The 25,222-nt window shown below is 72.3% G+C and carries 30 protein-coding genes; 11 read left to right on the top strand and 19 right to left on the bottom strand.

The window, feature by feature from the left end; all coding sequences use genetic code 11:
* Positions 1-232 precede the first annotated feature (232 nt).
* From ACIQMJ_RS39450 to ACIQMJ_RS39440, 3 genes are all read right to left on the bottom strand, one after another.
* The gene (locus ACIQMJ_RS39450; RefSeq protein ID WP_499766135.1) at positions 233-829 is read right to left on the bottom strand and encodes an SMI1/KNR4 family protein; all 597 of its coding nucleotides are present in this window, start codon (positions 827-829) and stop codon (positions 233-235) included.
* Between the two features lie 189 nt (positions 830-1,018).
* The gene (locus ACIQMJ_RS39445) at positions 1,019-1,789 is read right to left on the bottom strand and encodes an ABC transporter permease (RefSeq protein ID WP_499766134.1); all 771 of its coding nucleotides are present in this window, start codon (positions 1,787-1,789) and stop codon (positions 1,019-1,021) included.
* The gene (locus ACIQMJ_RS39440; RefSeq protein ID WP_499766133.1) at positions 1,786-2,208 is read right to left on the bottom strand and encodes an ABC-2 family transporter protein; all 423 of its coding nucleotides are present in this window, start codon (positions 2,206-2,208) and stop codon (positions 1,786-1,788) included. Before ACIQMJ_RS39440 ends, ACIQMJ_RS39445 begins: the two co-directional genes overlap by 4 nt.
* Between ACIQMJ_RS39440 and ACIQMJ_RS39435 the strand changes: the two genes are divergently transcribed.
* Together ACIQMJ_RS39435 and ACIQMJ_RS39430 are read left to right on the top strand one after the other, a co-directional pair.
* Entirely contained in the window at positions 2,198-2,338 is a 141-nt protein-coding gene (locus tag ACIQMJ_RS39435; RefSeq protein WP_499766132.1) for a VOC family protein, read from the top strand. The two genes, ACIQMJ_RS39440 and ACIQMJ_RS39435, sit on opposite strands and share 11 nt — an antisense overlap.
* 47 nt (positions 2,339-2,385) lie before the next feature.
* Complete coding sequence (locus tag ACIQMJ_RS39430) at positions 2,386-2,853, top strand: HNH endonuclease (protein ID WP_499766131.1); 468 nt, start codon at positions 2,386-2,388, stop codon at positions 2,851-2,853.
* A gap of 4 nt (positions 2,854-2,857) precedes the next feature.
* On the opposite strand, the gene ACIQMJ_RS39425 is transcribed toward ACIQMJ_RS39430, so the two are convergent.
* Positions 2,858-3,316, bottom strand: coding sequence for a winged helix-turn-helix transcriptional regulator (locus tag ACIQMJ_RS39425; protein WP_499766130.1), 459 nt, complete (start codon positions 3,314-3,316; stop codon positions 2,858-2,860).
* An 88-nt stretch (positions 3,317-3,404) separates the two neighbouring features.
* Here ACIQMJ_RS39425 and ACIQMJ_RS39420 point away from each other — a divergent pair, with 88 nt between their 5' ends.
* Complete coding sequence (locus ACIQMJ_RS39420) at positions 3,405-4,592, top strand: MFS transporter (RefSeq protein ID WP_499766129.1); 1,188 nt, start codon at positions 3,405-3,407, stop codon at positions 4,590-4,592.
* A gap of 193 nt (positions 4,593-4,785) precedes the next feature.
* Here the strand turns inward: ACIQMJ_RS39420 and ACIQMJ_RS39415 are convergent, their stop codons facing one another.
* The 4 genes from ACIQMJ_RS39415 to ACIQMJ_RS39400 all read right to left on the bottom strand — a co-directional run bounded on the left by ACIQMJ_RS39415 (position 4,786) and on the right by ACIQMJ_RS39400 (position 8,794).
* Positions 4,786-5,526 (bottom strand): class I SAM-dependent methyltransferase, encoded by a 741-nt coding sequence (locus tag ACIQMJ_RS39415; RefSeq protein ID WP_499766128.1) that lies wholly within the window; start codon positions 5,524-5,526, stop codon positions 4,786-4,788.
* Positions 5,527-5,554: 28 nt separating this feature from the next.
* Positions 5,555-6,580 carry a ferric reductase-like transmembrane domain-containing protein gene (locus ACIQMJ_RS39410; RefSeq protein ID WP_499766127.1) on the bottom strand — a complete coding sequence of 342 codons (1,026 nt, stop codon included), beginning with the start codon at positions 6,578-6,580 and terminating at the stop codon, positions 5,555-5,557.
* Between the two features lie 132 nt (positions 6,581-6,712).
* Entirely contained in the window at positions 6,713-7,930 is a 1,218-nt protein-coding gene (locus ACIQMJ_RS39405; RefSeq protein ID WP_499766136.1) for an NAD(P)/FAD-dependent oxidoreductase, read from the bottom strand.
* Between the two features lie 84 nt (positions 7,931-8,014).
* On the bottom strand, positions 8,015-8,794 hold the full coding sequence (locus ACIQMJ_RS39400) for an NAD(P)H-dependent oxidoreductase (RefSeq protein WP_499766126.1): 780 nt from the start codon (positions 8,792-8,794) through the stop codon (positions 8,015-8,017).
* A gap of 139 nt (positions 8,795-8,933) precedes the next feature.
* Between ACIQMJ_RS39400 and ACIQMJ_RS39395 the strand changes: the two genes are divergently transcribed.
* Positions 8,934-9,782, top strand: coding sequence for a helix-turn-helix transcriptional regulator (locus ACIQMJ_RS39395; protein ID WP_499766125.1), 849 nt, complete (start codon positions 8,934-8,936; stop codon positions 9,780-9,782).
* A gap of 145 nt (positions 9,783-9,927) precedes the next feature.
* Here the strand turns inward: ACIQMJ_RS39395 and ACIQMJ_RS39390 are convergent, their stop codons facing one another.
* Both ACIQMJ_RS39390 and ACIQMJ_RS39385 read right to left on the bottom strand, forming a co-directional pair.
* Positions 9,928-10,344, bottom strand: a complete 417-nt coding sequence (locus ACIQMJ_RS39390; RefSeq protein WP_499766124.1) for a universal stress protein — start codon at positions 10,342-10,344, stop codon at positions 9,928-9,930.
* A 632-nt stretch (positions 10,345-10,976) separates the two neighbouring features.
* Positions 10,977-11,237: a hypothetical protein gene (locus ACIQMJ_RS39385; protein ID WP_499766123.1), complete on the bottom strand. Its 261-nt coding sequence runs from the start codon at positions 11,235-11,237 to the stop codon at positions 10,977-10,979.
* A gap of 146 nt (positions 11,238-11,383) precedes the next feature.
* On the opposite strand from ACIQMJ_RS39385, the gene ACIQMJ_RS39380 reads away from it, so the two are divergent.
* Together ACIQMJ_RS39380 and ACIQMJ_RS39375 are read left to right on the top strand one after the other, a co-directional pair.
* Positions 11,384-13,519 (top strand): MMPL family transporter, encoded by a 2,136-nt coding sequence (locus ACIQMJ_RS39380; RefSeq protein WP_499766122.1) that lies wholly within the window; start codon positions 11,384-11,386, stop codon positions 13,517-13,519.
* Positions 13,520-13,610: 91 nt separating this feature from the next.
* A complete protein-coding gene (locus ACIQMJ_RS39375; RefSeq protein ID WP_499766121.1) occupies positions 13,611-14,480 on the top strand; it encodes an AraC family transcriptional regulator in 870 nt (289 codons plus the stop codon).
* Between the two features lie 272 nt (positions 14,481-14,752).
* On the opposite strand, the gene ACIQMJ_RS39370 is transcribed toward ACIQMJ_RS39375, so the two are convergent.
* From ACIQMJ_RS39370 to ACIQMJ_RS39340, 7 genes are all read right to left on the bottom strand, one after another.
* Positions 14,753-15,553 carry a maleate cis-trans isomerase family protein gene (locus ACIQMJ_RS39370; RefSeq protein WP_499766120.1) on the bottom strand — a complete coding sequence of 267 codons (801 nt, stop codon included), beginning with the start codon at positions 15,551-15,553 and terminating at the stop codon, positions 14,753-14,755.
* A 22-nt stretch (positions 15,554-15,575) separates the two neighbouring features.
* Positions 15,576-16,250: a transglutaminase-like domain-containing protein gene (locus ACIQMJ_RS39365; protein WP_499766119.1), complete on the bottom strand. Its 675-nt coding sequence runs from the start codon at positions 16,248-16,250 to the stop codon at positions 15,576-15,578.
* Positions 16,243-17,400 (bottom strand): acyl-CoA dehydrogenase family protein, encoded by a 1,158-nt coding sequence (locus ACIQMJ_RS39360; protein ID WP_499766118.1) that lies wholly within the window; start codon positions 17,398-17,400, stop codon positions 16,243-16,245. The genes ACIQMJ_RS39365 and ACIQMJ_RS39360 overlap by 8 nt, the downstream gene beginning before the upstream one ends.
* A 71-nt stretch (positions 17,401-17,471) precedes the next feature.
* Positions 17,472-17,846, bottom strand: a complete 375-nt coding sequence (locus ACIQMJ_RS39355) for an ectoine synthase (protein WP_378090318.1) — start codon at positions 17,844-17,846, stop codon at positions 17,472-17,474.
* 44 nt (positions 17,847-17,890) lie between these two features.
* Complete coding sequence (locus tag ACIQMJ_RS39350; RefSeq protein WP_499766117.1) at positions 17,891-18,148, bottom strand: acyl carrier protein; 258 nt, start codon at positions 18,146-18,148, stop codon at positions 17,891-17,893.
* Positions 18,148-19,617, bottom strand: coding sequence for an AMP-binding protein (locus tag ACIQMJ_RS39345; RefSeq protein WP_499766116.1), 1,470 nt, complete (start codon positions 19,615-19,617; stop codon positions 18,148-18,150). Before ACIQMJ_RS39345 ends, ACIQMJ_RS39350 begins: the two co-directional genes overlap by 1 nt.
* 307 nt (positions 19,618-19,924) lie before the next feature.
* A complete protein-coding gene (locus tag ACIQMJ_RS39340; RefSeq protein ID WP_499766115.1) occupies positions 19,925-20,377 on the bottom strand; it encodes a MarR family winged helix-turn-helix transcriptional regulator in 453 nt (150 codons plus the stop codon).
* Between the two features lie 411 nt (positions 20,378-20,788).
* Between ACIQMJ_RS39340 and ACIQMJ_RS39335 the strand changes: the two genes are divergently transcribed.
* The 5 genes from ACIQMJ_RS39335 (at position 20,789) to ACIQMJ_RS39315 (ending at position 23,977) form a co-directional block, all read left to right on the top strand.
* A complete protein-coding gene (locus ACIQMJ_RS39335) occupies positions 20,789-21,370 on the top strand; it encodes a DsbA family oxidoreductase (RefSeq protein WP_499766114.1) in 582 nt (193 codons plus the stop codon).
* A gap of 18 nt (positions 21,371-21,388) precedes the next feature.
* Positions 21,389-21,712 (top strand): DMT family transporter, encoded by a 324-nt coding sequence (locus ACIQMJ_RS39330; RefSeq protein ID WP_141975237.1) that lies wholly within the window; start codon positions 21,389-21,391, stop codon positions 21,710-21,712.
* 50 nt (positions 21,713-21,762) lie between these two features.
* Positions 21,763-22,170: a DMT family transporter gene (locus ACIQMJ_RS39325; protein ID WP_499766113.1), complete on the top strand. Its 408-nt coding sequence runs from the start codon at positions 21,763-21,765 to the stop codon at positions 22,168-22,170.
* Complete coding sequence (locus ACIQMJ_RS39320) at positions 22,170-22,634, top strand: deaminase (protein ID WP_499766112.1); 465 nt, start codon at positions 22,170-22,172, stop codon at positions 22,632-22,634. Before ACIQMJ_RS39325 ends, ACIQMJ_RS39320 begins: the two co-directional genes overlap by 1 nt.
* Before the next feature lie 254 nt (positions 22,635-22,888).
* On the top strand, positions 22,889-23,977 hold the full coding sequence (locus tag ACIQMJ_RS39315) for a hypothetical protein (RefSeq protein WP_499766111.1): 1,089 nt from the start codon (positions 22,889-22,891) through the stop codon (positions 23,975-23,977).
* On the opposite strand, the gene ACIQMJ_RS39310 is transcribed toward ACIQMJ_RS39315, so the two are convergent.
* Both ACIQMJ_RS39310 and ACIQMJ_RS39305 read right to left on the bottom strand, forming a co-directional pair.
* Positions 23,945-24,457 (bottom strand): hypothetical protein, encoded by a 513-nt coding sequence (locus tag ACIQMJ_RS39310; protein WP_499766110.1) that lies wholly within the window; start codon positions 24,455-24,457, stop codon positions 23,945-23,947. The two genes, ACIQMJ_RS39315 and ACIQMJ_RS39310, sit on opposite strands and share 33 nt — an antisense overlap.
* Positions 24,458-24,472: 15 nt before the next feature.
* Complete coding sequence (locus ACIQMJ_RS39305; RefSeq protein WP_499766109.1) at positions 24,473-25,180, bottom strand: glycosyltransferase family 2 protein; 708 nt, start codon at positions 25,178-25,180, stop codon at positions 24,473-24,475.
* Positions 25,181-25,222 lie beyond the last annotated feature (42 nt).

Genomic DNA, 25,222 nt, shown 5'->3' with positions numbered 1-25,222 from the left:
GGACCCCAGGCCCTTCGTCTGGACCAAGGACGCGGACGAGATCCTCGACCGCCTCGCCTCATATCTTGATCGAATTCCTGGCGCAGGACACTAGCTGGGTCTTTCAGCTCAGGCTGAGGCGCGTTGACGGAGGTTTCTGCGAGGGCTTCGCATCCCGCAGAACCCGACCGTGGGGCGGACCCGGTCGGCGCGGTGCTCATGGCTCATCCGTGCCGAGCGGTGCGTGGTCCCCCTACCCTTCCCGGTTCGACCAGGACAGGAAATCCGACCAGAACGCTGCTGTGGCGGCAACGACGTGCCGCTCCTCGTCGGCTCTGCCCTGCGGGCAGCCGAACTCCTGGTGCACGTAGTCGATGAGGTCGTACCCGTAGGGGATGATGTCGGCGCCGCGGATCGACAACACCGGGTGAGCGAATGTCGCCTGGCCCGCGGGCAGGTAGCGATGGGAGTAGACCGGAACGAGCTGCGGCACTGACGCCAAGTGCGCCCTCGCGCCGGCTACGGCGTCGGTCTGCCGGGCCGGGCGCGTGCCCCAGCTCGGATGCCAGAAGTCCGCCTCCGCCACCGCGAATATCACGTCCTCGACCGGTCTGTCGAGCCAGGAACGAAGCTGTGCGGCGTTGCCGTGGCGCCAGTCGGGCCATGCCCCTCCCGTGGGCAGCCCCACCGCGAGAAAAGCGCGGTGGTCGTCGGCGAACGCGAACCCGAACCGCGCTTCGATACCGGTCAACTCCTGCTCCGTCAACCCTGGGCGGATCTCGGCGCATCCGAGCCGGGCCAGCAGGCGTGCGGCCTTGGCGCCGAGACTCACCCCGAACGGATTGATCATTTGTGCAGGTTACAGCCCCATGGTGTGCAATCAGGGCCCAAGAGCTGCGAGTTCGTCGACGCGCAGAAGATGTACGACGCACATCGGAGCGATCGTCAGCACCGCACTCGCCCCGCTCGACATGGGAGGACCAGCCTGGACCGTCAGCAGACCGAGCCGATTACCGGGTCAACGTTCCGAGATGCGGCACTAGCTGCTCGCGCTGTCGTACCGGAGGAGCCCGCGTCGCCAGGTGAACGCGGTGAGCGAGCAGGCCGCGACCAGCAGGACGGGCGCGAGGGCCAGGGTGGCGGGCTCCAGCAGTCGCTCGGCGGGGTACGAGCCGATGAGCGCGGCCGGGGCGAACGAGACCAGGGCGACCTGGAAGGCGCGCGGGAACGACCGGCGCGGGTACTGGCCGGCACCGCGCCACGCGGCGGCCAGGTCGTTGACCGGTTCGAGGGACCGGAGCCAGAACGCGAGGAAGGCCAGGTTGGCCCAGAACGCGCAGTAGGCGACCATGCCGACGAACGCCCACACGAGCGTGCCCAGGACCGCGTACGGGCTGACGTCCAGGTCGTAGGTCAGCGTGGCGGCGACGAGGATCGCGGTTCCGGTCAGGCACTTGCCGAGCTCGGTCGGTTCGACCCGGCGCAGCACGGCGTACCAGAAGGTCGGGACCGGCCGGATGGGCGCGAGGTCGAGGTCGCCGTGGCGGACGGCGTGGTCGAACCGGCGCAACCCCGGCGTGACGAAGCAGTCCATCAGACCCGTGGTGACGGCGAAGACGCCGACGGTGAGCACGGCCGCACGCGAGGTCGCCGGGTCGTACCCGGCCAGGACCAGCGCCGGGAGGAGGCCGATGGCGAGTTCCCCCGAGCTCGCGACGAGGTGCAGCCAGACCTGGGAGCGGAACTGGAGGTCCCGTCGCACGGCGAGGCGGACCAGGCCGACCCAGACGCACGCCGTCCGCCGGTTCACGCGCCCGCCCCGTGGTAGCGGCGAAGGCCCCGGACCCAGGTGGCGCGGGCACCGGCGACCGCGAGCGCGACCCAGGCCGCTTGCACCGCCGCGCCGGCCCCGAGATCGGTCACGTCCGGTTCCAGCAGCGTCCGGATCGGGAACGCGACGACGTAACCGAAGGGCTGGGCCCACAGGAACGGCCCCCAGGCGGCGGGCAGGACCGCGAGCGGGACGAGCGCGCCCGACAGGAACAGCGTGACCAGGTGCCGGCGGCGGTCCACGGCGGTGACGTCCTGCCACCAGAACGCGAGCGAGCCGATGATGACGTCCAGGCTGAAGGTCAGCGCCGCGCCCAGGACCAGCGCCCAGGTGAACAGCAGCCACCGTCCCGGGTGCGCGGGCAGGCGCAGGTCGTCGTGGAACGGTGTGGCCGGCACGACCACCGGCGACGTGGCCGAGGCGGCGGTGCTCGACCTCGGCGCGACCAAGCACCCGCACCAGCCCGGCACGACGTTCCGGGTCTTCCTCGACCCCGCCGGCCACCCCTTCTGCCTCTGCGTGAACTGACCGCCCGCGGCCCGCCACGGAAGGGTGATGGCGTTAAGGTCGCGCGCATGGCCGTCGGAGGCAGCAGGAGGGCGCGTGCGGCGCGCAAGCGGGTGCGCCGGATGGAACGGGCCGAGAACGACCTGTCCCCGGCGGAGTGGGCGGCGCTGAAGGCGGCCTGGGGCGGCTGCGCCTACTGCGGGGCCCGTGGTGTTCCCCTCCAGAAGGACTGCGTGCAGGCGTTGTCGCGCGGGGGCCGGTACACGCTCGGCAACATCGTGCCCGCGTGCGCGTCGTGCAACGCGAGCAAGTGCAACGCCGAGGTGACCGGCTGGATGCGGCGCAAGCGGTTGGACGAGCGGGCGTTCCTGCTCCGCCACGTGGAGGTGAACGCCGAGCTGGCGCCGCGGTTCGCGAGCCCCGCCGTCACTGCGAGCCCCGCCGTCACTGCGAGCCCCGCCGTCACTGCGAGCCCCGCCGTCACTGCGAGCCCCGCCGTCACTGCGAGCTCCGAACACGACGCTGCACGGGGTTGACCGGTCACGCGAGCCGTCGCACGGAAGTCGTGTCGCTGGTCAACGGCCGTCCGTCCACCGCCACGGGCAGGACCGGCGGGACGGTCACGCCCTGGTCGTCGACCAGGATCGAGTGCGTCTCGCCCTCCTCGAACGCGTGCCGCTCGCCCCATTGCCGCAGCGTGACGACCACCGGGAACAGGTCCTTGCCCGCTTTCGTGAGCGCGTAGACCCGGCGCTTGCCCGACGGCGCCTCGACCTGCGCCAGCAGTCGCTGAGCGGTGAGCTTGCGAAGCCGGTCGGCGAGGATGTTGCGGGCGATGCCGGTGCGCTGCTGGAAGTCGGTGAACGAGCGCGCGCCGTCCATCGCGTCCCGCACGATCAGCAGGCTCCACCGGTCCCCGATCACGTCCAGCGCCCGCGCGACCGGGCAGCCCGGGTCCGTCCACGCGGGATCTCGGCCCGCCACGTCGTCGCCCGCCACCACGCCTCTTCTCGATGAGTTGCAGAGTGAAACCATTCTGCCCTACTCTCCGAAGAGTTGCATTTTGCAACCAATTTGGGGAGGCGTGGTGGGTCGAGGGACGAGATCGCTGGCAGCGGCCGTGTGCGGGGTGGCCGTCGCCGGCGTCTACGCCGGTCAGCCGGTGCTCGAACGCATGGGCCAGGACCTCGGCGTGGCCCGCGAGTCGGTCGGCTGGTTCGTGGCGGTCGGGCAGCTGGGCTACCTCGTCGGGCTGGTGCTGCTGGTGCCGCTGGGCGACGTGCTCGACCGGCGGCGGCTGATCGCCGCGCACCTCGGGCTGGTGGCGGTCGGTCTCGCGGTCACGGCGTTCGCGCCGGTGGCCCTGGTCGCGTTCGCCGGTCTCGCCGCCGCGGGCGTGTTCGGGGTCGTGGTGCAGACGACGGTCGCCTACGCGGCCTCGATCTCGCCGCCCGGGAAACGCGGGCGCAACCTCGGCGTCGTCACCTCCGGCGTGGTGGTCGGCATCCTCGGCGCGCGCGTCGTCACGGGCGGCCTGGCGAACCTGTGGGGCTGGCGCAGCGGCTACCTCGTCCTGGCGGTGCTCGCCGCCGTCCTCGGCGTGCTCGCCCTCGTCGCGCTCCCGGCGGACGTCCGCGCCGGACACCGGCGGTACGGGCAGGTCGTCCGGTCACTGGGCGGGCTGTTCACCCAGCCCGCCTTCCTGGGTCGCGGCCTGATCGCCTTCTTCCTCTTCGCGTCCTTCGGCACGCTGTGGAGCGGCATGGCGCTGCCGTTGGCCGGCGAACCGTGGCACCTGGGCGAAGCGCAGATCGGCCTGTTCGGCATCGCCGGGCTGGCCGGCGCCCTGGGCGCCGCCCGATCCGGCCGCTGGGGCGACCGCGGGCACGGCGGCCGGGTCACCGGCGCCGCACTCGTCCTCCTGCTCGGCTCCTGGCTCGCGATCGGGCAGCTCGGCTGGTCGCTGCTCCTGCTCGCGGTGGGGGTGGTCGTGCTCGACTTCGCCGTGCAAGCCGTCCACGTCGGCAACCAGCACGTCCTCACCACCACCTACCCGGACCGCACCAGCAGCGTGATCGGCGGCTACATGGTCTTCTACTCCCTCGGCTCGGCGTTCGGCGCCGCCGCCACCACCGCCCTGTCCGATCTCGCCGGCTGGACGGCCTCCACCACCCTCGGCGCGGCGCTCGCGCTCTGCGCCCTCGCCACGTGGGCCCTCACCGACCGGCACGAAGCCCGTCGCACCGCGAGCCCGGTCACCGTCCGAAGTGGATGATCGGCTCAGGCGAACCCTGCCCCGCGCCCACCGACCGGACGTGGCGGTCCTCGACATCCGCATGCCGGTCCTGGACGGCCTGGCGGCGGCCGAGATCCGCGCGCTCGCCCCTGGGACCGCGGTGGTCATCCCGACCACGTTCTCCGAGGACGCCTACATCGCCCGCGCCCCTGAGCCAGGAGCGCGAACCGCGTCAGCCGGCCCGGGTGCCGCGCACGATCAGGCGGCGTGCCCGGTTGTCGTACGGGGAGGCGTCGAAGTCGCCGTAGCACTCGACGTGGGTGAAGCCCGCGGTCTCGAACAGCGCGCGCAGCTCGGCCGCGCTGTAGAGGAACGACACGATCGAGGCGTGGTGGGCAACGCCGTCACGCACCAACGTCCAGTCGGTGCGCAGCTTGGTCCAGTCGTCCAGGATCGTGTCGCGCATGAACACGGTGCCGCCCTCGACGTCGACGGCCTGCGGCCGGCCGACCCAGCTCGCCAGCACCTCCTTGCCCAGCAGGTCGACCAGCAGCCGGCCGCCGGGCTTGAGGCTGGTGAACGCGTTGCGCAGCACCGTCAGGTTGTCCTCGGGGTCGGTGAAGTACCCGAACGAGGTGTACATGTTGATGATCAGGTCGTAGGCGTCCGGCTCGACGTGCTCGCGCATGTCGGCGTGCACCAACCGCGCCCCCACGCCCGCCCGGTCGCACGCTTCACGCGCGCGGGCCAGCATGGCGTCGCTCAGGTCGACGCCTGTCACCTCGGCCCCGTGCCGCGCCAGGGGAACGACGTGCACCGCCGGGCCGCACGCCAGATCCAGCACGCGCGTGCCCCGGGACACCCTCAGCAACGGGGACGTCGCCACCAGCTCGGCGGCCTCGTCGCTCCGGCGGGACGGGAACATCACGTCCGCGAAGCCGACCCACAACCCGTCGTCCTCGTACCAGTGCACGGCACTCCGCTCATCCGTTCCCATCGCGTCAGGAGGACCGATCGGCGCGCTCCGCCCGACGTGCCAGGCCGATCGCCAGCACCGCGGCCAGCGCGAAGACCGCCGTCCCGGTCCACACCATCCAGGGCTGCACCGACAGCCCGGCGCTGTGGTGGGCGCCGGGCGTCCGGCCGCCGTCACGACCGCTGACCACCACCGCCACCAGGACGACGACGGTGGCGAGCACCACGACGATCGCCGCGACCCGCCGACCCACCACCAGGTGGCCGCGGGCCCGGCCGAGCCGTTCGCTGGGACGACCGGGCGCGAGCAACCGCGCCAGCAGCAGCACGGCGACCGGCAGCTGCAACAGCCACAACGCGGTGCGGGGCCAACCGTCGAACCACACGTTCGTGCCGTACAGCAGGGTGTGCCAGACGCTGAGGACGTACACGGCGATCACGAACCGGTGCAGGGCCCGCCACACGCGTGCACCGGTGCGGGCGCGCAGGTAGTAGGCCAGCCCCAGCGGGATGGCCAGGTAGAACGCCAGCAACCCGAGCAGCACCGCGACCCGGCCCGTGCCGGAGGGGTACCCGCCGGGCACGAAGACCTCCACGAACGCGCTGCCGAGCCGGCCCGCCCACCCCAGCCCGTGCTCGTTGACCCGCACCAGTTCGGCGAAGAACCAGAACGCGTGCGCGAACATCAGCCCGATCGTGGTGAGGCTGGTGGCCCGGTGCCACCGCTCGACCGCCACGGGGGAGACGCGCGACCAGCCGGGTCGCGCGGCCGAGCGGACGAGCCCGAGCACCGTGGTCAACCACGCCCACAGCAGCGCCGTCCAGCCGAACGCCTGGCACAACCAGTACATCAGGTAGCTGTTCGCGTCGGCGAGGAACGGCATCACCGCGACCGTCGCCGACGTCCCGTTCCGCACCCGCGCGTACAACCACGCGAAGACCGCCACCGTGATCACCAGCGCGGCCGCCGCGTCGACCACCGCCGTCCTCAGGTCCGCGCGCAGCCCCACCCCACGCCGAGCCCCCTCGACCGCCACCTCCGCGGAGACCATCCCGCCACCACCTCCACGACCGAGGAGGACGCGCCGGTGCGCCTTCCTTGCTTGATTCAGTCGGAAGCGACCCCGGGAAAGTTCCCGGCCGCACCGCACCGGTTCAGCCGACCACCGCGCACCTGCTCCCGTTCACCCGCTCGGAGCAACTTCGTCCCGGTTGCCGTCCGCGAGCACGCCCTGGGCCGTGCGGTCGAGGGACGCCAGCAGTCGCGGTCGGTGCTTGCCGTCCCTGAACCAGTGGTGGGCGCCGGGCTTGTCCTTCTCCGCCACCAGGTGCTTGACGCTGGACTCGCACGCCAGCTCCTTGAGCTTCCGGCCCGCGGCGCCGGTGAAGTGGAGCGGGATCGCGACGTCGTCCTTCCTGGCGAGCTGGAAGATCCCGGTGCGCCGGCCGAAGCTGAGGCACATGGCCGGGAACGCCATGTCGACCGGGGCGGCCCGGTCGCCGGCGATCCGGTTCAGCACGGTGTCGGCGGCGTGCGCGCCGAGGCAACCCGCGCCGTAGGCGCTCATCCGGAACGGCACGCCGGACGGCGCCGACGAGTCACCGGCCGCCACGATGCGGTCGTCGTCGACGCTGGTCAGGGTCTCGTCGGTGAGCAGCCGACCAGCGGCGTCGGTGTGCAACCCGCTGCGGGCGGCCAGGTCGGGCACCCCGAAGCCCGCGGTCCAGACGGTGACCCGGCTCGACAACGCCCGCCCGTCGCCGAGCTCCACCGCGTCCGGCGTCACCGAGGTGACCGCCGTGCCCTCCACGACCTCGACACCCAGCCTGGTCAGGTACTTGCGGGCGGTGCGGCGGGCACGGGGGTGCAGGTAGGGGCCGAGGTCGCCGCCGCAGACCAACGTGACGGCGCGCCCCCGCTCGGCCAGCTCGGCGGCGGTCTCGATGCCGGTCGGCCCGCCCCCGACCACGGTCACCGGGGCCTCCGCCGGCGTGTCCGCGAGGACCGACCGCAGCCGCAGCGCCGCTTCCAGCGCGGCGACCGGGTAGGCGTGCTCGGCCGCTCCGGGGACGGTCGGCCGCGCGGGCTCGCTGCCCACCGCGTAGATCAGGTAGTCGTAGCCGACGGTGCCGCCCTCCGCGAGGACCGCGGCGCGCCCGGCGGCGTCGATCCGCGTCACGCTGTCGACCACCAGCCGGACGCCGTCGGCCAGGACGTCCCGGTAGTCCACGACCGCGTCGTGCGTCCCGCCCACCAGCTGGTGCAGGCGCAACCGGGGGACGAAGACGGGGCGCGGGTTGACGACGGTCACCGCCACGTCGTCGCGCTTCCCCAGGCGGTTGGCCGCCATCACCCCGGCGTACCCTCCGCCGACCACGACCACGTCGATCTTCTCGCCCACGGTGTCTCCCATCCTCGAAGGTCGAGCACAAGACACCGCTCCTCCTCCGCGTCTGACACGATGTGGGCCGGATCACCCCCCGCGTCAGCCGCGCACGTGGAGCCCGAAGCCCGAGCGGCCCGCGGGCTCCAGCCCTTCCTTCAGGTGCAGCGAGGGGATCTCGTAGTCGCCGAAGTTCTGCCGCCGGAACGGGATCGGTTCGGTCGACTCCAGGGTGAGCAGGCGCTCCCGCCACGCCTTGGCGACGTCCGGGTAGTCCTCGGTGGTCATCCGGTCGGTGCCGTACAGCACGAACGGCGGCAGCACCTCGATGCCCGGGTAGTAGAGGATGCCGTGCTGGATCGGGAACAGCAGGTCGTCGATGGGGCCGTTGATCCCGCGCGCGGCGTAGTGCGACTCCAGGCCGCCGGCGGTCACCGACAGCAGCGCCTTGCGGCCCGCGAGGGTGCCTTCGCCGAAGCGCTCGCCGTACTTCGTGTCGCTGTGCTCGCCGACGCCGTACGCGAAGCGGTAGGTGAACACCCGGTCCACCCAGCCCTTGAGGATCGCGGGCATGCCGTACCACCACAGCGGGAACTGGAAGATGATCGTGTCGGCCCAGAGCAGCTTGTCCTGCTCGGTGCGGACGTCCGGGGTGAGCGCCCCGGCTTCGAAGGCCCGGCCCGAGTCCTGGGCGACCCGCAACGGGCTCGACGCGTGCGGGCCGTAGTCCTCGGCGTCCACGACCGCCTTCCAGTTCATCGCGTACAGGTCGCTCACCCGCACTTCGTGCCCGGCTTCCTCCAACGTGGACACCGCGAGGTCCTTCAGCGAGCTGGTGAGCGACTGCGGCTCCGGGTGGGCGTGCACGATCAGCGTCTTCACGGGAACTCCTTCGGATCGGGTGCCACCGATCCTGTGCGCCGCGGCGGCCGGCGTTCAGGGGCGCCTCGTCCGTCGGACCGGCCTTCCTGGTACCGGCAGGACCACCTTCACCGGCTTCGCCGACGCCATACTGGGTGCCATGGACGACCTCGCGAGCTTCCTGCGCACCCGGCGCGCCCGGGTCGACCCGGCGGCCGTCGGCATCCCCGCGGACAGCCGTCGCCGGGTCGCGGGGCTGCGCCGCGAGGAGGTCGCGCACCTGTCCGGCGTCAGCGTCGACTACTACGTGCGCCTGGAGCAGGGCCGCGCCACCCAGCCGTCCGAGCAGGTCCTCGACGCGCTCGCCCGCATCCTCGGCCTCGACGACACCGAACGCGGGCACCTCGGGCGGCTCGCCCGGCAGCGCCGCCGCCGCGCGACCGTGCCGAGCGGGCGGGTGCGGCCGGAGTTGCTGCGCGTCCTCGGCCTGGTCGTGGACGCCCCCGCGTTGATCATGGACCACCGCATGGACGTGCTCGCCGGGAACCGCCTCGCGGGCCTGCTGTTCGGCCGCCCGATGCCGGGCCTGAACACCGCGCGGCACCTCTTCCTCGAGGAGGCCGAGTCCGGTCTCTACGCGGACTGGGAGGGGTGCAGCCGCGACGTGGTCGGGCACCTGCGCCTGGCCGCCGGCAAGTACCCCGACGACCCGCGCCTGGCCTCGCTCATCGGCGAGCTGGCGATGGGCAGCGAGCGCTTCCGCCGCCTCTGGGCCCGCGCCGACGTGCGCGCCCGCACCCACGGCCGCAAGGCGTACCGGCACCCGCTGGTCGGCCTGCTGGAACTGCACCAGGAGAACTTCGCCCTGCCGGACGACCCGGGGATGGAACTGCTGGTCCTGTCCGCGCCCGCGGGCAGTCCCGCCGAGGACGGGCTGCGCCTGCTCGCCGGACTGGGCGTCGACCGCGATGACGCGCAGCCCGCCGCCGACGCCCGGGTCCGCGGGTAACGGCGGACCGGGCGTCGGTGAGGACCGAGGCTCCCCGCCGCACCGCACCTCGGCCGCCGACCGGGCGGTCGAGCGCCGAGCCGTCGACCAGGGCCGGCGAGGCGTCACGCCGTGACGCCTCGCCGGGAACGGCGGCCGGGCCCGGTCAGACGGCCGGCACGCCGTCGCTCGGCACCACCACGACCGGGCAGGCCGCGTTCTTCAGGCAGTGCATGATCACGGAGCCGACGACCGTGATGCCGCCGCGGCTGTACCCGTGCCGGCCGAGGACCAGGCTGTCGGCGTGCTCGGCCAGCTTGACCAGAGCCGGTCCGGGGTCGCCGTCGAGTACGGTCGGCTCGACGTGCACGCCGTCGTGCGGACCGACCCGCGTGAGCACGTCGCGCACCAGGCGTAAACGGCTGCTGTGAAAAAGATCCGCAGCGCCCTGGGAAGTCCGCATACCGCACACGGACACCGCTATTACGGTTCCTCCGTCCCGGGTGTGGCGCACGGCCCACTTGAGGGCCGCGGCACTCGCCGGTGAGATGTCCATACCGACTACGATCTGGTTGGCCTGCACCACGTGCCTCCCTGCGTGCGACAACTCCGGAGCGGTTCCGCGACGGCTCGGCCCCCGCTGACCAGGGCGAGTGCGCCGAGATTGGCGCCGGTGCCGAACTCGTGCCCGAATCGTCGACCCATTCCCGATTCCTGTCCAGGGGCCATCGGTGGCCTTTACGCCTTCCTTACGGCTGTATCCGCAGAAACTCCAAAAGAAAGATTTGCTCACGTCCGGCGACGAGTTCACCGCGAGTCCGGGCGGCGGTGAATCCGGGCATATCGGGGCAATATGAGCCACCCGAATGCGCGGTACCGCTCGGTAATCGTCTGGAGGGGTGAAAATCCATTCGGGGCAGGATGGCGGAGCCGCCGAAATCGGGAATGGTGAGCGCCGTTCGTGTCACCCGGCCCTGCGGCGGCCGGGTGAACCGCTCCCGTCGGGCCGCCAGAGCGGGTAGGGGACTCGAACACCTCGACGTAGTGGCGGGGGCCTCGACCGGTGACGCGGCCTCCAGGTGGTCGAGCAGCGCGCTGACACCGGCGGCGGGCACCTCGTCCAGGCACCGGCGGCCGGTCGCGCACGTCGTCGGGGTAGTGCAGGCAGGCAGTGGGACGCCGCCTGGAGCAGCACCCTGGTCTCGCGCGAGTTCATCACCGCGCCTTCCCTTCCGCCGCAGGGTGGGGAAACATCCCGTCCAGGCGCTCCTCGTCCCGCCACACGAACAGGTCGGTGCCACCTCCCGTGTTGCCGGTCCCCGTCGTGCCACCTCCCACCGCGCCGCCCATGCCGGGACCGCCGTCGGTGTCCAGGCTGCACGCGGTCGCGATGCCCTCCAGGTCGTGCACCGGGTCCGCGGTGGCGTGCTCGGGCGCGCCACCCAGGCTGTCCTCCCAGTTCGGACCCCACCGCACGCTCCGGTTTTCGCCGCGCGCCCGACCCGTGAAGTCGCCCGAACCGCCGCCTGGTCGGGCACCGGCCTGGCTAAGCTGTCGCGCCGGGTCGTGCACGGGGGCGGGGTGTCCGCCGACCGCCGCCCGCGGTGAGGGCTGGGGGGCCGATGGGTGCAGCGGTACAGGACGGCCGGGCCGCCCGGGTCGTCGCGGCGATCGGCCGGGCGTGCGTCCGACGTCGGGTCGTCGTGATCACCGCCTGGGTGCTGCTGGTGCTGGCGCTCGTGACGGCGGCGAGGGTGTTCGGCACGCCGACGGACAACGACGTGAGCCTGCCCGGCACGGACGCCCAGCTCGTGCGCGACCTGACCGCGTCACCGGAGGCTCCGCGCACCTCGGGGACCGTGATCCTGGTGGCGCCGGACGGGCGGCTGGACGACGCGACCCGCGCCGACGTGCTCGCCGCGACGATGGCCTCCCTGCGCGGCGTCGAGCACGTGACGACGGTGAAACCTCCCTCCACGAAGGACGGGACGCTGTCCGCTGACGGGACCACCGGTTGGTTCACCGTCGGCCTGGACGTCCGGCGGGCGGAACTCACGAAGGACATCGCGCGGGCCGTCACCGATGCCGCCCGGCCGGCCTCCGACGCGGGACTGCGGGTCCTGCCCGGCGGGGCGTTCGCCCAGGTCGTCGACGGCTCCGGCACCACCGGCAACGAGTACTTCGGCCTGGTCCTCGCCGCTCTCGTGCTTTTCCTCGCGCTCGGTGGCGTGGTGGGCGCCGTGCTGACCCTGTCGACGTCGGCCCTCGCCGTGGTCGCGACGCTGGAGGTCGTGGGGCTCGCCGGGAACCTGACCGCGATGCCGGCCCAGGCGTCCACCCTGGCCCTCATGGTCGGCCTCGGCGTCGGCATCGACTACTCGCTGTTCCTGCTCAGCCGGTTCCGCACGCTCACCCGCTCGGGCGTCGCGGTGCCGGAGGCCGTCGAACGGGCGCTCGCCGACTCCGGCACCGCGGTGGCCTTCGCCGGGGTCACGGTCGCGGTCGCGCTCGCCGGGCTGGGCCTGACCGAGGTGCCGCTGCTCCAGACGCTCGCCTGGACGTGCGGGGTCGCGGTCCTGCTCGCCGTGCTCGCCGCGCTCACCCTGCTCCCCGCGCTGACCTCGTTCGCCGGGCACCGGCTGGCCCGCGGCGGGGCGCTGCACCGCCGGTCCGCCCGCCGCGGCGGCTCCGGCGGGTACTGGGCGCGCCAGGCCGACCGGGTGACGCGCCGACCGTGGCCGGCCGGCGGGCTCGCACTCGCGCTGCTGGTCCTGCTCGCCGCACCGGCGATCGACCTGCGCCTCGGGCAGCTCGACGCCGGGTCGTCACCGGAGTCGACCGCGGTCCGCCAGGCCGACGACGCCGTGTCGGCGGCCTTCGGCTTGGGCGCGGGCACCCCGCTCACCGTCCTCGGCCGGCTGTCGACGCCGGTCGCCGACGCCCGCGACCCGCGCGTGGCGCAGCTCGTGGCGGCGGTGCGGGCCCAGCCGGGGGTGGCCGCCGTCGGGACGCCGACGCCGTCCGCGGACGGCCGGGTCGTCACGGTCCCGGTGATCCCCTCGACCTCGGGCGGCGACCCGGCGACGGCGGACCTCGTCCACCGCCTGCGCGGCCAGTCCGTGCCGGACGTGACCGTGCACGTCGGCGGCGGCGTCGCCGCCCGGGTGGACCTGGCCGACCGGGTCGCCGACAAGCTGCCGCTCGTCATCGGCGTGGTCCTGCTCCTGTCGGTCGTCGTGCTGCTGGTGGCCTTCCGCGCGCCGCTGCTCGCGCTGAAGGCGGCCGTGATGGACCTGATCTCCATCGGGGCCGCCTACGGCGTGCTGACGGCCGTGTTCACGTGGGGGTGGGGTGTGACGTGGATCGGGCTGTCCGGCCCGGTGCCGATCCCGAGCTTCGTGCCGCTCGTGCTGTTCGCCCTGCTGTTCGGCCTGTCGATGGACTACGAGGTGTTCCTGCTCAGCGACGTCCAGCGGCGCCGGAACCTGACCGGGGACAACCTGCGCTCGGTCCGCGAGGGCCTGCTGGGCACCGGTGGCGTGATCACCGCGGCGGCGGCCATCATGGTCGGCGTCTTCCTCGCGTTCGTGCCCAACGACGACCCGACGATCAAGATGTTCGGCGTCGGGATGGCCGTCGCCATCGCCGTGGACGCGACCGTCGTCCGCTGCCTGCTCGTCCCGGCCACGATGGCCCTGCTCGGCGACCGCACCTGGTGGACACCGGGCCGCGCACGGGTGCCCACCGCCGCGCGGTGAGCGGGCGTCCGGGACATGATCGGACCGGTTCGCCGCGATCGGGCGGGGGCGGGGTGCGTTCGGTCAGGGTGGTCGGTGAAGGGAGGACCTCGTGATCTCGGCACTGAACCGGCTCGTCGGCCTCGTGGAGGCGCGCTTGGGCGAGGAGCACGACGTCGACGGGTTGGCCAGGGAGCTCGGCACGACCGGCTACCACCTGCGGCGGATGTTCTCGTCGTTGGCGGGCATGCCGCTGTCGGAGTACGTGCGCCGTCGCCGCATGACCGTCGCCGCGGGCGACGTCGTCCGCGGCGAGGACGACCTGCTGAGCATCGCGGTCCGGCACGGCTACGGCTCGACCGAGGCGTTCGGCCGCGCGTTCCGCGCGGTCCACGGCGCCAACCCCGGCGACGTCCGCCGTGACGGAGGTCCTCTTCGCGCACAACCGCAGCTCAGGTTCCGCCTGACCGTCGAAGGGACGACCCCCATGGACACCCGCATCATCGACCGCCCCGCGTTCCGGCTGGTCGGGCACGCCACCCGCGTCCCGCTCATCCACCACGGCGTCAACCCGCACATTCAGCAGCACATCACCGCGCTGCCGCAGGACGAGCACGCCCGGCTCAAAGCTCTCGGCGACACCGATCCGTCGGGCCTGTTGCAGGTCTGCGACGACCTCGACCCCGACGCCACCGAGGGCAGCGAACTGACCTACCTGCACGGGGTCGCCGTGTCGGCGGCCACGCCGGTCCCGGACGACCTGGACGGCATCGAGGTGCCGCCGGGCAGGTGGGCGGTCTTCCGCACCACCGGCGCGTACCCGCAAGCCCTGCAAACCGCCTGGGCCGCCACGGCGACCGAGTGGTTCCCCTCCAACCCCTGGCGCCTGCGCCCGGGCCCCTCCATCGTCACCACCCTCGACCGCTCGGCCGACTTCACCAGCGCGACCTGCGAGCTGTGGCTGCCCGTCGAACCGGCGTGACGGTCCACGGGACCCGTTCGAGCACGGCCAACGGGGACGCCGGCCGGTCGCGGTTCGTCGGCGGCCGGCAGCCGGCGGTGGCGGGCAGGTCGCAGTCGTCACCCACTGCCGGCAACGGTTCCACGACACCCACGTTGCCGTTCCGGACATCGCCTCCGGAGATGGACAACGGATGCTGGGTGCCGATCGCGGCAGCGGGGTGATCCTGCGACCACCCGCCTGGGAGCCGGACGCCCTGCGCCACGAGGCGCAGGGCGTCCGGCCTCGACGGCTCAGGGTGGGGTCACGGTGAACAAGCGGCCGTAGTCGGTGATCTCGGGGAGCAGGTGGGACGCGCCCGCGAGGTGGAGGGAGTGCCAGAAGAGGACCTGGTTGGCGGTCAGGACGGCGAAGTCGCAGTCGCGTTCCAACGCCTCGATCACGCCCACCGCGCGGATGCCGTTGCCCGCGACGAGGACGGCGTCCGGCTCGGCGAGGGCAACCGCGGTGCGGATCCAGTCGGACAGGGCTTCCGGTGTGATCAGCTTCTGGTTGCTCGGCAGCCCGCACGGGCCGTGGTGGACGACCTCCAGGCCGTGCTCGGTGAAGTAGTCGGCGCCGAGGCCGGACAGCTCGTCGTCGAACCACGGCGGGTTGACGATGGCGACGCGGCGGGCGCCGAGAGCGGCGAAACCCGCCACCGCCGCCCTGGTGGTGCCGGTGATCGGCAGGCCGCGGGTGTGGTTGGCCAGCCGGTCGAACAGGTCCTTCTCGCCGGCCGCGCCCAGGACGTAGGCCGAGCTGGTGAACCCGAGCGCGATCACGTCGAGCGGCGCGGCGGCGAGCAGTTCGACGGCGGTGTCGACGTGCGGTGGTTCGACGAACGCCCGGACCGGCGCGTGCGGGATCTTCGGGTCCATCTCGCCGCCCGCCCGCATCGCGCCGAAGTGGACGCGGGAGCCGTGGATCAGGACGTCGTGCGGTGCGAGGGCCTGCATCTCGGACTCGGGGCCGACGTCGGCGTGCGGCACGACCACGCCGATCCGGGCGCGGGCGCGCCAACCGTCGTCCGGGACGGCGGTCGGTTCGGTCATCGTGCGTCCTCCTTCCGGGCGGTCACCTGGTCGCCTCGGCGGCCAGGGAGCCGCCGCGAACGGTCCCCGTGCCCTCGGCGTCGAGGAAGTCGGGGTGGTTGGTCCGCATCTGGTCCATCACGAACTCGTACGGCAGGTCGTCGAAGCCGCCGTGGTCGACCAGGAACTCCATGCTCTTGCGCCCGTCCTCGTCGAACGGGTGGTGAAGGCTGTCGTGGACGCCGTCGAACTCCAGCGGCTTGAGCCCGTACAGCTTGCACAGCAACCCGTTGAACACCGGTGTCGCCTTGATCCACCTGCCGTCGAGGTGCACGGCGGTCAGGCCGTGGAAGAACACGTCGCCACCGATGTGCTCGCGCAGCCGGTCGGACGCGAGGTGGTTGCGGACCTTCCCGTAGTGCAACCGCGCCGGGATGCCCACCGCGCGGCAGCACGCCGCGTAGAGCACCGACTTGTGCAGGCAGAAGCCCTGCTTGCGGGTCGCGACGTGGCTGGCCTTGAACCCGTCGCGGGACAGGTCCGCGCCGTAGACCTCGTAGAACACGTCGTCCCGCACCGCGTAGTACAGCGCGATCGCCAGTTCCCGCTTGTCGGCACCGCGATCCGCGACCGCGGCGTCGACGAACTCCTGGACGGGCCGGGACTCGTGGTCGAGGAACTCGGTCGGCGCGGTGAGCCGCGCCAGGTCGTCAGTCACGTCGCACCCCCTGGGCAGTCGTGGGACGCAGGCCGAGCAACGACGCGATCCGGTTGCGCTGCACCTCGTTCGTCCCGGAGTAGATCGTCCCGCCGACCGCGTTGCGCACGTCCGCCTCGACGCCGGTGCCGGTGAGGTACCCGGCGCCGCCGAAGATCTGGACGGCGTCCAGCGCGGTGCGCAGGTTCGCCTCGCTCACCACCGTCTTGGTGGCGGCGACGTCGATCGCGGCGTCCTCGCCCGCCTCGACCTTCGCCCCGGTGTCGTACAGCCACTTGCGGGCCGTCTCCACCGCGATCTTCATGTCGGCGACCTTGTGGCTGACGGCCTGGAACGCGCCGATCGGTTGACCGAACTGCGTGCGCGTCTTCGCCTGCCGCACGCACCGGTCCAGGCGGTGCGCCATCTCGCCGAGCGTGATCGAGAACGACAGCAGGATCTCCCGCTTCATGATGTGGTCGAGGATGAGGAAGCCCGCCCCCTCCCGGCCGACCCGCCGTGACGCGGGCACCCGCACGCCGTCCAGGGTGACCGCGCCGAGCGGCGAGGTGCGCAGCCCCATCTTGTCGAGCGGTTCGCCGATGCGCAGGCCCGGTGTGCCGCGCTCGACCAGGAAGCAGCTCAACCCGAGCGGACCCGGCGCGCCGGTGCGGACGTAGAGCAGGATCAGGTCCGCGACGGGAGCGTTGGTGATGAACATCTTCTCGCCGTCGAGGACGTAGTCGTCGCCGTCGCGGCGGGCGGTCGTGGTGATGCCGGTGGCGTCGGAGCCGTTGCCCGGCTCGGTGATCGCGTGCGCGGTGATCAGCTCACCGGAGATGATCCCCGGCAGGAACGCCGACTTCAGCTCCTCGTCGCCGAACGCCTGGAGGACCAGTCCCACGCTGACGATCTGCGTCGACGTGGAGAAGCTCAGGCCCGCGTCCCGGCAGGTGTGGCCGAGCCCTTCCAGCGCCCGCATGGTCTCGGTGAGGGAGTGGCCCCGGCCGCCGTACCGCCGGTCGAACGGGACGGCCAGGATGCCGCTGCGCTGGATCGCCTTCCACTTCTCCCGCGGGAACTCGCCCCGGGCGTCCCACGCCGCGGTGTCGCGGTTGAGGTCCTCGGCCCAGTCGGCGACGGTGGTGAAGGTGTCGGTGGTCGCAGTCATGGTGATTCGTGCCCTCGCTGTGCCGTGGGCGGGGGCCACCCGGCCGGCGGGCGACCCCCACCGTGACCGGATCAGTACTGGGAGAACCCGTCGTCGGATAACGCGTGCTTCTCGTCGCCCCGCAGCGGGGGGTTGAAGACCGAGATGAGCCGCAGGTCCTCGTCGTCGGAGGCGACGAGGTAGTGCGCGTCGTGCTTGTCCAGGGCGTACAGGGTGCCCTCGACGATCTTGTGGCGTTCCCCGTCGGCGGTGACGACCTCGCCGGAACCGCCGATGCAGTAGCACGCCTCCAGGTGACGGCGGTACTGCAGGGCGCTCGTCGTGCCCTGTCGCACCAGCGTCTCGCAGACGGTGAAGCCCATGCCGTCGGACTCGGTGAGCAGGCGGTGGCTCGTGCCGTTGCCCCACTCGACCGGGGCGATCTCGTCGTAGCTGCGGACGATCACGTGGTCTCTCCTAGTTGAATGGGTTTCGGGGAAGGAGTGGCCGGTCAGGCCGACGCGGCGGTGGTCGACTGCCGGATGAACGAGCAGATGTGCTCGATGTCGCGGAAGCTCGCCGGGTCGAGCGGGATGTCGTCGACCGGGATGGCGTAGGTCCTGCTGATGTGCGAGATCAGCCGGACCAGGCCCAGGCTGTCGACGACGCCGTTCTCGACGAGGTCGAAGTCGTCGGTCAGGTCGGCGACGTCCTCACCGGACAGGAACTCGGCGACGATGTAGTCGCGGATCCGGGTCTCCAGGTCCATCAGTCAACGCCCTCCATGACGTTGTGCTTGATCAGGGTGCGATCCGGCTTGCCGGTGGAGGTGCGGGGCAGCGGTGCGTCACCGACCCGGATCGTGGACGGGATGGCGTGGCGCGGCAGGGTTTTCGCGCTGTGGCTGCGCAGCCCGAGCGAGGTCAGGCCGGAGCCGGGCTTGCGCTCGACCTCGGCGTGCAGGCGGTGCCCGGCCGCCTCGTCGGGCACGGCGACGACCGCGGCCGCCTCGACCTGCGGGTGCGCGGCCAGCACGGCCTCGACCTCCAGCACGTTCGTGCGGATGCCGCGCACCTTCACCTGGAAGTCGCGCCGTCCTTCCAGGACGAACGAGCCGTCGGCGTCCCGGGTGGCCATGTCGCCGGTCCGGTAGAACGGTCCGCCGACGCCGTTCGGGGCCGGGCGGAACGCCTTGGCGTTGAGCGAGGTCTCCAGGTACCCGGTGGTCTGGAACGGTGTCCGGACCAGCAGCTCGCCGGTCCCCGGCCCGTCGACCACGGCACCGTCGTCGTCGACGAGCACGGCGTCCACACCGTCGATCGGCCGTCCGATCGGGATCCGCGGTCCCTCGGCTGCCGGGTCGACCTCGTGGACGAAGCTGTCGTTGGTCTCGGTGCACCCGAAGACGTTGAACAGCCGGGCGCGCGGGAACGCGCGGGCGACGCGGGGCAGGAGTCGGCGGGGGAGCGCTTCACCGGTGAACACGACGGTCCTGGTCGGGAACGTCATGTCCTCGTCCTCGGTGAGGAGCTGGTGCAGCAGCGGCACGCCCTGGACGAACGTGACGCCGTGGTCGTCGACCAGCAGGCGCAGCCGCTTGCCGTCGGCGCCCGCCGCCGGGTCGACCAGGACGACCTGCGCGCCCAGGCGCAGGAAGACCCACACGTCCAACAGCGACAGGTCGAAGTTGAACGGGGCGTAGCTGAGCGAGACGTCGTCGGCGGTCAGCTCGAACTGCTTGGCCGCCCACTGCGCGAACTCGTCGAAACCGGACTCGGGCACGGGCACGATCTTCGGCGTGCCGGTCGAGCCGGACGTGGTGAACATGATCTTGGCAACGCTCGGGTCGACGGGGTCGAAACCCTCGGGCTCGCCGGCGTCGACCACTGTGGACACCAGGCTTCCGCCGGGGCCCGCGGTGAGGACGTGCGAGCACCGCGCCTGTGCGCAGATGGTCCGCAGGGCCGCGGGGCCCAGTTCGGACGACGGCACGAGGACGCCCGCGCCCACCGTGAAGCAGGCGATCAACAACGCGATGGTCTCGGCCGACTTGTGCGCGGGAACGCACACCGGCCGTCGGGGGGTCACGCCGAGCGCGGTCAGTTCGGCCGCGTACCGCTCGGCGAGCCCGGACAACTCGCCGTAGGTCCACTTCCGGTCCGCGCCGATCAGCGCGACCGACCGGGAGCGGTTCACCGCGTGTTCGGCGAGGTGACCGAGCAAACGCGACGAAGGCACGATTCCTCCTCGGAGCAAGCAGTGCCGCGGAAAAGGTAGGGCTACCTGAGCGAGGGGACCGGCGCCGCGTGGCGCCGAGAGGTCGGCTTGCCCGCTGAAGCGGCAAGGGTTCGCCCCGGCTGATCTCTCAGCGGTCCCGACCGTCCTGTCGCTGCGCCCCCGTAACCTAATCGGCGCTCAGATGCACGGTCAAGCAACTACTTCGGACCCGGTACGGGATCACACACCACCGCTGCCGGGTACGCCGAGTGGCGCATCGCGTCGTTGCTCCGCCCGTCGACAGCACTGCTGCCGGAGGGGGAAGGGGTCAGCCGGCGCTGCGGATCGCCTGGACGAGGCGGGCCAGCCCCTGGTCGGCGCCGGCGGTGTTCAAGGCGGAGCTGAGCACCTCGGCGTAGGTCGCCGTGGCCGCGACGTGCAGCTGCCTGCCCTCGTCGGTGATGACCGCGTAGACGCCGCGCTTGTCGTCGGGGCAGAGGTCCCGCCGGGCGAAACCGAGTGCGTCCAGGCGTGCGACCAGGCGGGTCACCGAGCTCTGGCCCAGGCCGATCCGGTCGGCGAGCTCCTGCATGCGCCACTCGCCCGCGGCCGACTTCGACAGCTCGGCCAGCGCCCGGTACTCCGACAGCCCGACGCCGTGCCGCCGCTGCATCGCCTGCGCGAGCTGGCGTTCGACGAGGACGTGCAAGGTCAGCACCCTGTTCCAGGCCGCCTGGTCGGAGGCGGTGGCTTCGGTGGTCTGGCGGGGAGCTGCGCTCATCTCGTCACCTGCGCTTCGGATCGGGCAGCCAAGTTCATGCGTGAGCAACATTCTAGTCGGGCATCCGCTTGGCTGCGGCCGAGGATGCTGGTACATACAACGGGCTGAGAACGACTCTACCGGCTGCCGCGCCGGAGGTCGAAGGTCTCGCTCACTCCTGCATGTCAAACACGCTGGTCACACGTGGTTCGGCCATTCGGGCCAGGGGCGTCGTCCGTGCGCATGTCCATGTTCGTGCATGGACCTGTGCGGCGAGGTGTGCCAGGTTCAGTGATGCCCGAAATGAGAGTAGTGGCTGGTCAGCGGCCTCCATCTTGCCGTCATGACCGGGTCAGGCGATGAGGCTTGACAAGAGCATGCACATGCATGCAACTATTGGGCCGGTATCCGCGAGTCGATCGGAGAGGAGACATGAACCCACCCGAGGTCGTCGTCTACTTCGACTACGTGTGCCCCTACTGCCTGCTCGCGGAGGACGTCATCGAGACGGCCGCCGCGGAGGCGGGGGCCGCGGTCAGGTGGCGACCTTACGAGCTGCGGCCCCACCCGAACCCCACCCTGCGCCCGGAGGACGAGTACCTGCCCCGCGTCTGGCGCACCTCGGTCTACCCGATGGCCGAGCGGCTCGGGGTGCCGATCAAGCTGCCGACCGTCTCGCCGCAGCCGTACACGCACCTGCCGTTCGAGGGCGCGCTGTTCGCGGAGGAGCACGGCCTGGCCGGGGAGTACCACCGGGCGGTGCTGCGGGCGTTCTTCCAGCACGACCGCGACATCGGCCGGCCCGACGTGCTCCAGGAGATCGCCGCCGGGGTGGGCCTGGACGCCGGGGAGTTCGCCGCCGCGCTGGCCGAGCGCCGGTACGCCGAGCGGCACCGGGCGGCGGTGGCCGAAGCCCGCGAGGCGGGCGTGCGGGCCGTCCCGACCATCGACATCGGCTCGCACCGCATCGAGGGCGTGCCGAACCCGGACGAATTGCGCAAAGCGCTGAGCTAGCAAGGAAAGGAAAGCGACATGCACTGGGTCTACCTGGCGATCGCCACCGTCTTCGAGATCGCCTTCGCGCTGTGCGCCAACGCCGCCAAGGGCTTCACCCGGCTGTGGCCGTCCGTCCTCACGCTCGTCATCGGCGCGCTGGGGACCTTCTTCCTGAGCCTGGCGCTCATCACCCTGGACGTCGGCGTGGGCTACGCGATCTGGACCGGCCTCGGCTCGGTCGGCATCGTGCTGCTCGGCACGCTGCTGTTCAAGGAGCGCCTGGACTGGCGCAAGGTCCTCGGCATCGCCGTCGTCATCGTCGGCGTGGTGGGGCTGGAGCTCTCCGGCGCGGCCGTCTGACCCGACGCCCTCAGACCTGCACGTAGACCATCGCAAAGGATGCACACGAGATGACCACCTCGACCCAGCAACCCGGCACGACCCGGCACGAGGACACGACCGTCGCCGCGAACCGCCGCGCCTGGCTCATCCTGCTGCTCGCCGGCCTCGTCGAGATCGGCTACGCGGTCAGCGTCGGCGGCAGCAAGGGCTTCACCGACCTGAGCTGGTCGATCGCCGCGGGCGTGTTCTTCTTCCTCACCGTCTTCACGCTCAGCCTGGCGCTGAAGAACATCGACGTCGGCATCGGCTACGCCGTCTGGACCGGCATCGGCTCGTCCGGCGCGGCCGTGGTCAGCGCGTTCCTGCTCGACCAGCCCCTCACCCCGGCGCGCGTCCTCTGGCTGGCGGTGATCATCGGCGGCGTGGTGTGGCTGAAGTTGGCCTCCAGCCCGAAGTACGCCTCGGGTCAGGCGTGATGTCCACGCTGGACGTCGACTGGATCACCGGCCACCTGCGCGACGCCGTGCGGATCGCGCTGACCGAGGTCGAACGCGGCGGCATCCCGTTCGCCGGGGTCGTGGTCCATCCCACCGCCGGGGTCCTCGGCACCGGGGTGAACCGCGTGCTGGTCGAGCGCGACCCCACCGCGCACGCCGAGATCGTGGCGCTGCGCGACGTGCGGCCCGCCGGGCCGGAGCTGGTGGCCGAGTCGGTGCTGCTGGCCTCGGGCGAACCCTGCGGGATGTGCTACCGGGCCGCGTTCGACCACGGCATCGACACCGTCTACTACGCGGTCGGGGCCGACGAGGTGGCGCGGTACGGGTTCGACTACCGGGCCTCCTACCGCGGGCTCGACCTCGGCGGCCGGACCGTCGAGCCGCTTCCGGTGGCGGGAGCGCTCGACCCGTTCACGGCGTGGCTGCGGCACTCCGGCCGGTGATCATCGCGGGGGCACGGACCCGATCCGTGCCCCCACCGTTCGTCGGGCGCGAGTTTCCCCCGGTGGTGTCATCACGCGTCCACGGAAGTGGTGCCGGGAGCACGCGCGTCGTGCGCCCGGCACGTGATTTCCTCCCACCAGAGCCGGCGGTGACCCGAATGGTGGGTGCGAGGTGGCGGTGGGTGAGGGCACCGGGGCGGCGCCCCGCCGGTGAGGGCCGACGAGGTCGGCGGGTGGTCGTTACGGTGCGGAACGTGCCGCTACTCGACATCGTCCCGATCGGTCCGGCGGGCGCGGGCAAGAGCAGCCTGCTGGCCGCGATGAAGCACGGCCTGGACGAGTGGGAGCCGGCGCCGGCCCCCGCGCTCCGGCCCGACCCGGTGACGGCCCTGGCCCTGGCCGAGGCGTGGCGGTCGCTGCGCGCCGACGGCGTCGAGGCCCCGGTGGGCGGGGGTCGCCCCGCGCTGACGGACCTGTGGTTCGAAGCGGTCGCGGAGTCCGGGGAACCGCTGTTCGACGCGCGGTTGGTCGACTACGACGGGGACGCCGTCGCGGGGGAGGGGCACCCGGCCGCGAAAGCGCTGGCCGCCCGGGCCCGTGCCGCCGACGCGGTGCTGGTGGTCGTGGACGGGCGACGGGTCGCGGGTCTGCTCGACGGCGACCGCGACGGGTTCGAGCGGGACATGGCCGGGGTGTGGAAGCTGACTGCCTCGCGCGGGAAGCCCGTCCGGTTCGTGGTGACCAAGTGGGACCTGGTGCGGGGCCGGGCTTCCCCGGCCCGCGTGCGCGAGGCGTTGTCGACGATCCCGGGCTTCGCCGCGGCCCTGCGGCGGTCGACCCGGTCCGACGGCGCGGGATCGGCCGCGCTGATCCCGGTCAGCGTGCTCGGCGACGACGCCGGGCGGCAGGCGGTGGTCCCGCTGCTGTCGGTGCTGCCGCAGGTGTTGCGGACGGCCGCCGGTCACCCGGGGCACCCGTCGGGGAAGAAGGGGTCGCTGGTCGCGGGTGTGGGGGCGAACTGGCTGTCGCAGGCCGTGACGGCGGTCGCGGTGCGGCAGGTGCTCCAACGTTTGGTGGACACCGTGCCGGAACGCCGCGCGGCGCGCCGCTGCGCGGGACACGCGGCGGTCGGGGTGGCCATGCTGGTCGAGGCGGCGGTCAGGACGTGGTGCGACCGAGCGACGCGCCCCGCCGACGACGGGGACAGCCGTGCGCGAGGCAAGGCGCTGACCCGCGCGGCGGACGCCTACGAGTGGCAGTTGCGCGAGTTCCGCCGCCTGCACCCCGAAGCCGACCTGTCCGCCGCGCCGTCACCGGGGTTGCTGCGGCGCCTGATCGGCTGAGCGTCCCCGCAGCCGCCGCGCCGCCCACAGCACGGTCGCCGTCGCACCGGCGGCGAGGGTGATCTTGCGGCGCGCGGTCATCGGCGTCAGCGTCGGCCGTCGGCCGTGCCTGCCGGTCCAACTGGTCAGCCGACGACCCAGCACCCACTCGCGGAACAACCACCACGCGGTCAGCGGCCCGGTGAGGTACTGCAGGGCCAACCAGCTGGGCAGGCACCTGATCGTGGTGCGCCACCCCAGTTGCCGGGCCGCCACGGCGAGCGACGCGGCCGCGACGAGCACCCACAGCGGGCTCCACCAGCTGCGCAACCCGCGCACCAGGCCGTGCCGGGCGAGGTAGGGCACCAGGCTGCACGTGGCCAGCCCGCCCACCAGCGAGTCGATCACCTGGGACGCGACCACGATGAACGAGCCGCCGTCCATCGCGGGTGCCCGGTGCTTGACCATGGTCTGCGCGAACCCCGCGGTCCAGCGGTGCATCTGGGACAGCAGTTCCTACAGCGAGGTGGGTTCCCGGGTGTAGACGAACGCCTCCGGGGTGAACCCGACCCGGTGACCCAGGCGGTGCAGGGTCCACGTGAGGTTGAAGTCCTCGGTGATGTTGTCGTCGGGGTAGCCGCCCACCTCGCGCAGCACGTCGGTGCGGTGGCAGTTGGCCATCCCGCTGAGCACCAACTGCCGGCCGAACACGTCCTGGAGCGGGCGGACCCAGCCGTTGGCGATCGCGTGGTAGAGCGTGCGGTACCGGCTGTACGGGGTCGAGGTGTCGCACGGGAGCGCCGAGGGGCAGGTCCCGGCGTAGCCGCGGCGCAAGGTGTCCATCATCTGCTCGACCGCGCGGGTGGACAGGGTGGCGTCGGCGTCGAGCGCGACGACCGCGTCGCTGGTGATCCCGGCCAGGGCCATGTTCTGCGCCGACGCCTTCGACCCGCCCTTGCCCTCGACCACCACCACGCCCATGCCGCGGGCGATGTCGGCGGTGCGGTCGGAGCAGTTGTCCGCGACCACGATGATCTGGTCAATCGGATAGCTCTGCGCACGGCAGGACCGGATGGTGCCCGCGATCGACGCCTCCTCGTTGTGCGCCGGAATCACCACCGACACACTGCTCGGGAATTGTGACCACGCCGCTTTCGCGGAGTCGCGCCAGGTCGCCCCGCGTTCGCCCACGACGACCCTCGTCCGTGTTTGTCCTGACCCCATTCGAGGATGCTCCCAATCCGATCCGGACCAAGGCGGACACCG

It is taken from the genome of Actinosynnema sp. NPDC091369 (assembly GCF_044757065.1).
GTDB lineage: Bacteria > Actinomycetota > Actinomycetes > Mycobacteriales > Pseudonocardiaceae > Actinosynnema.
The sequence above is the reverse complement of the archived record's forward strand: the minus strand, read 5'-3'. Positions and strand labels throughout refer to the sequence as shown.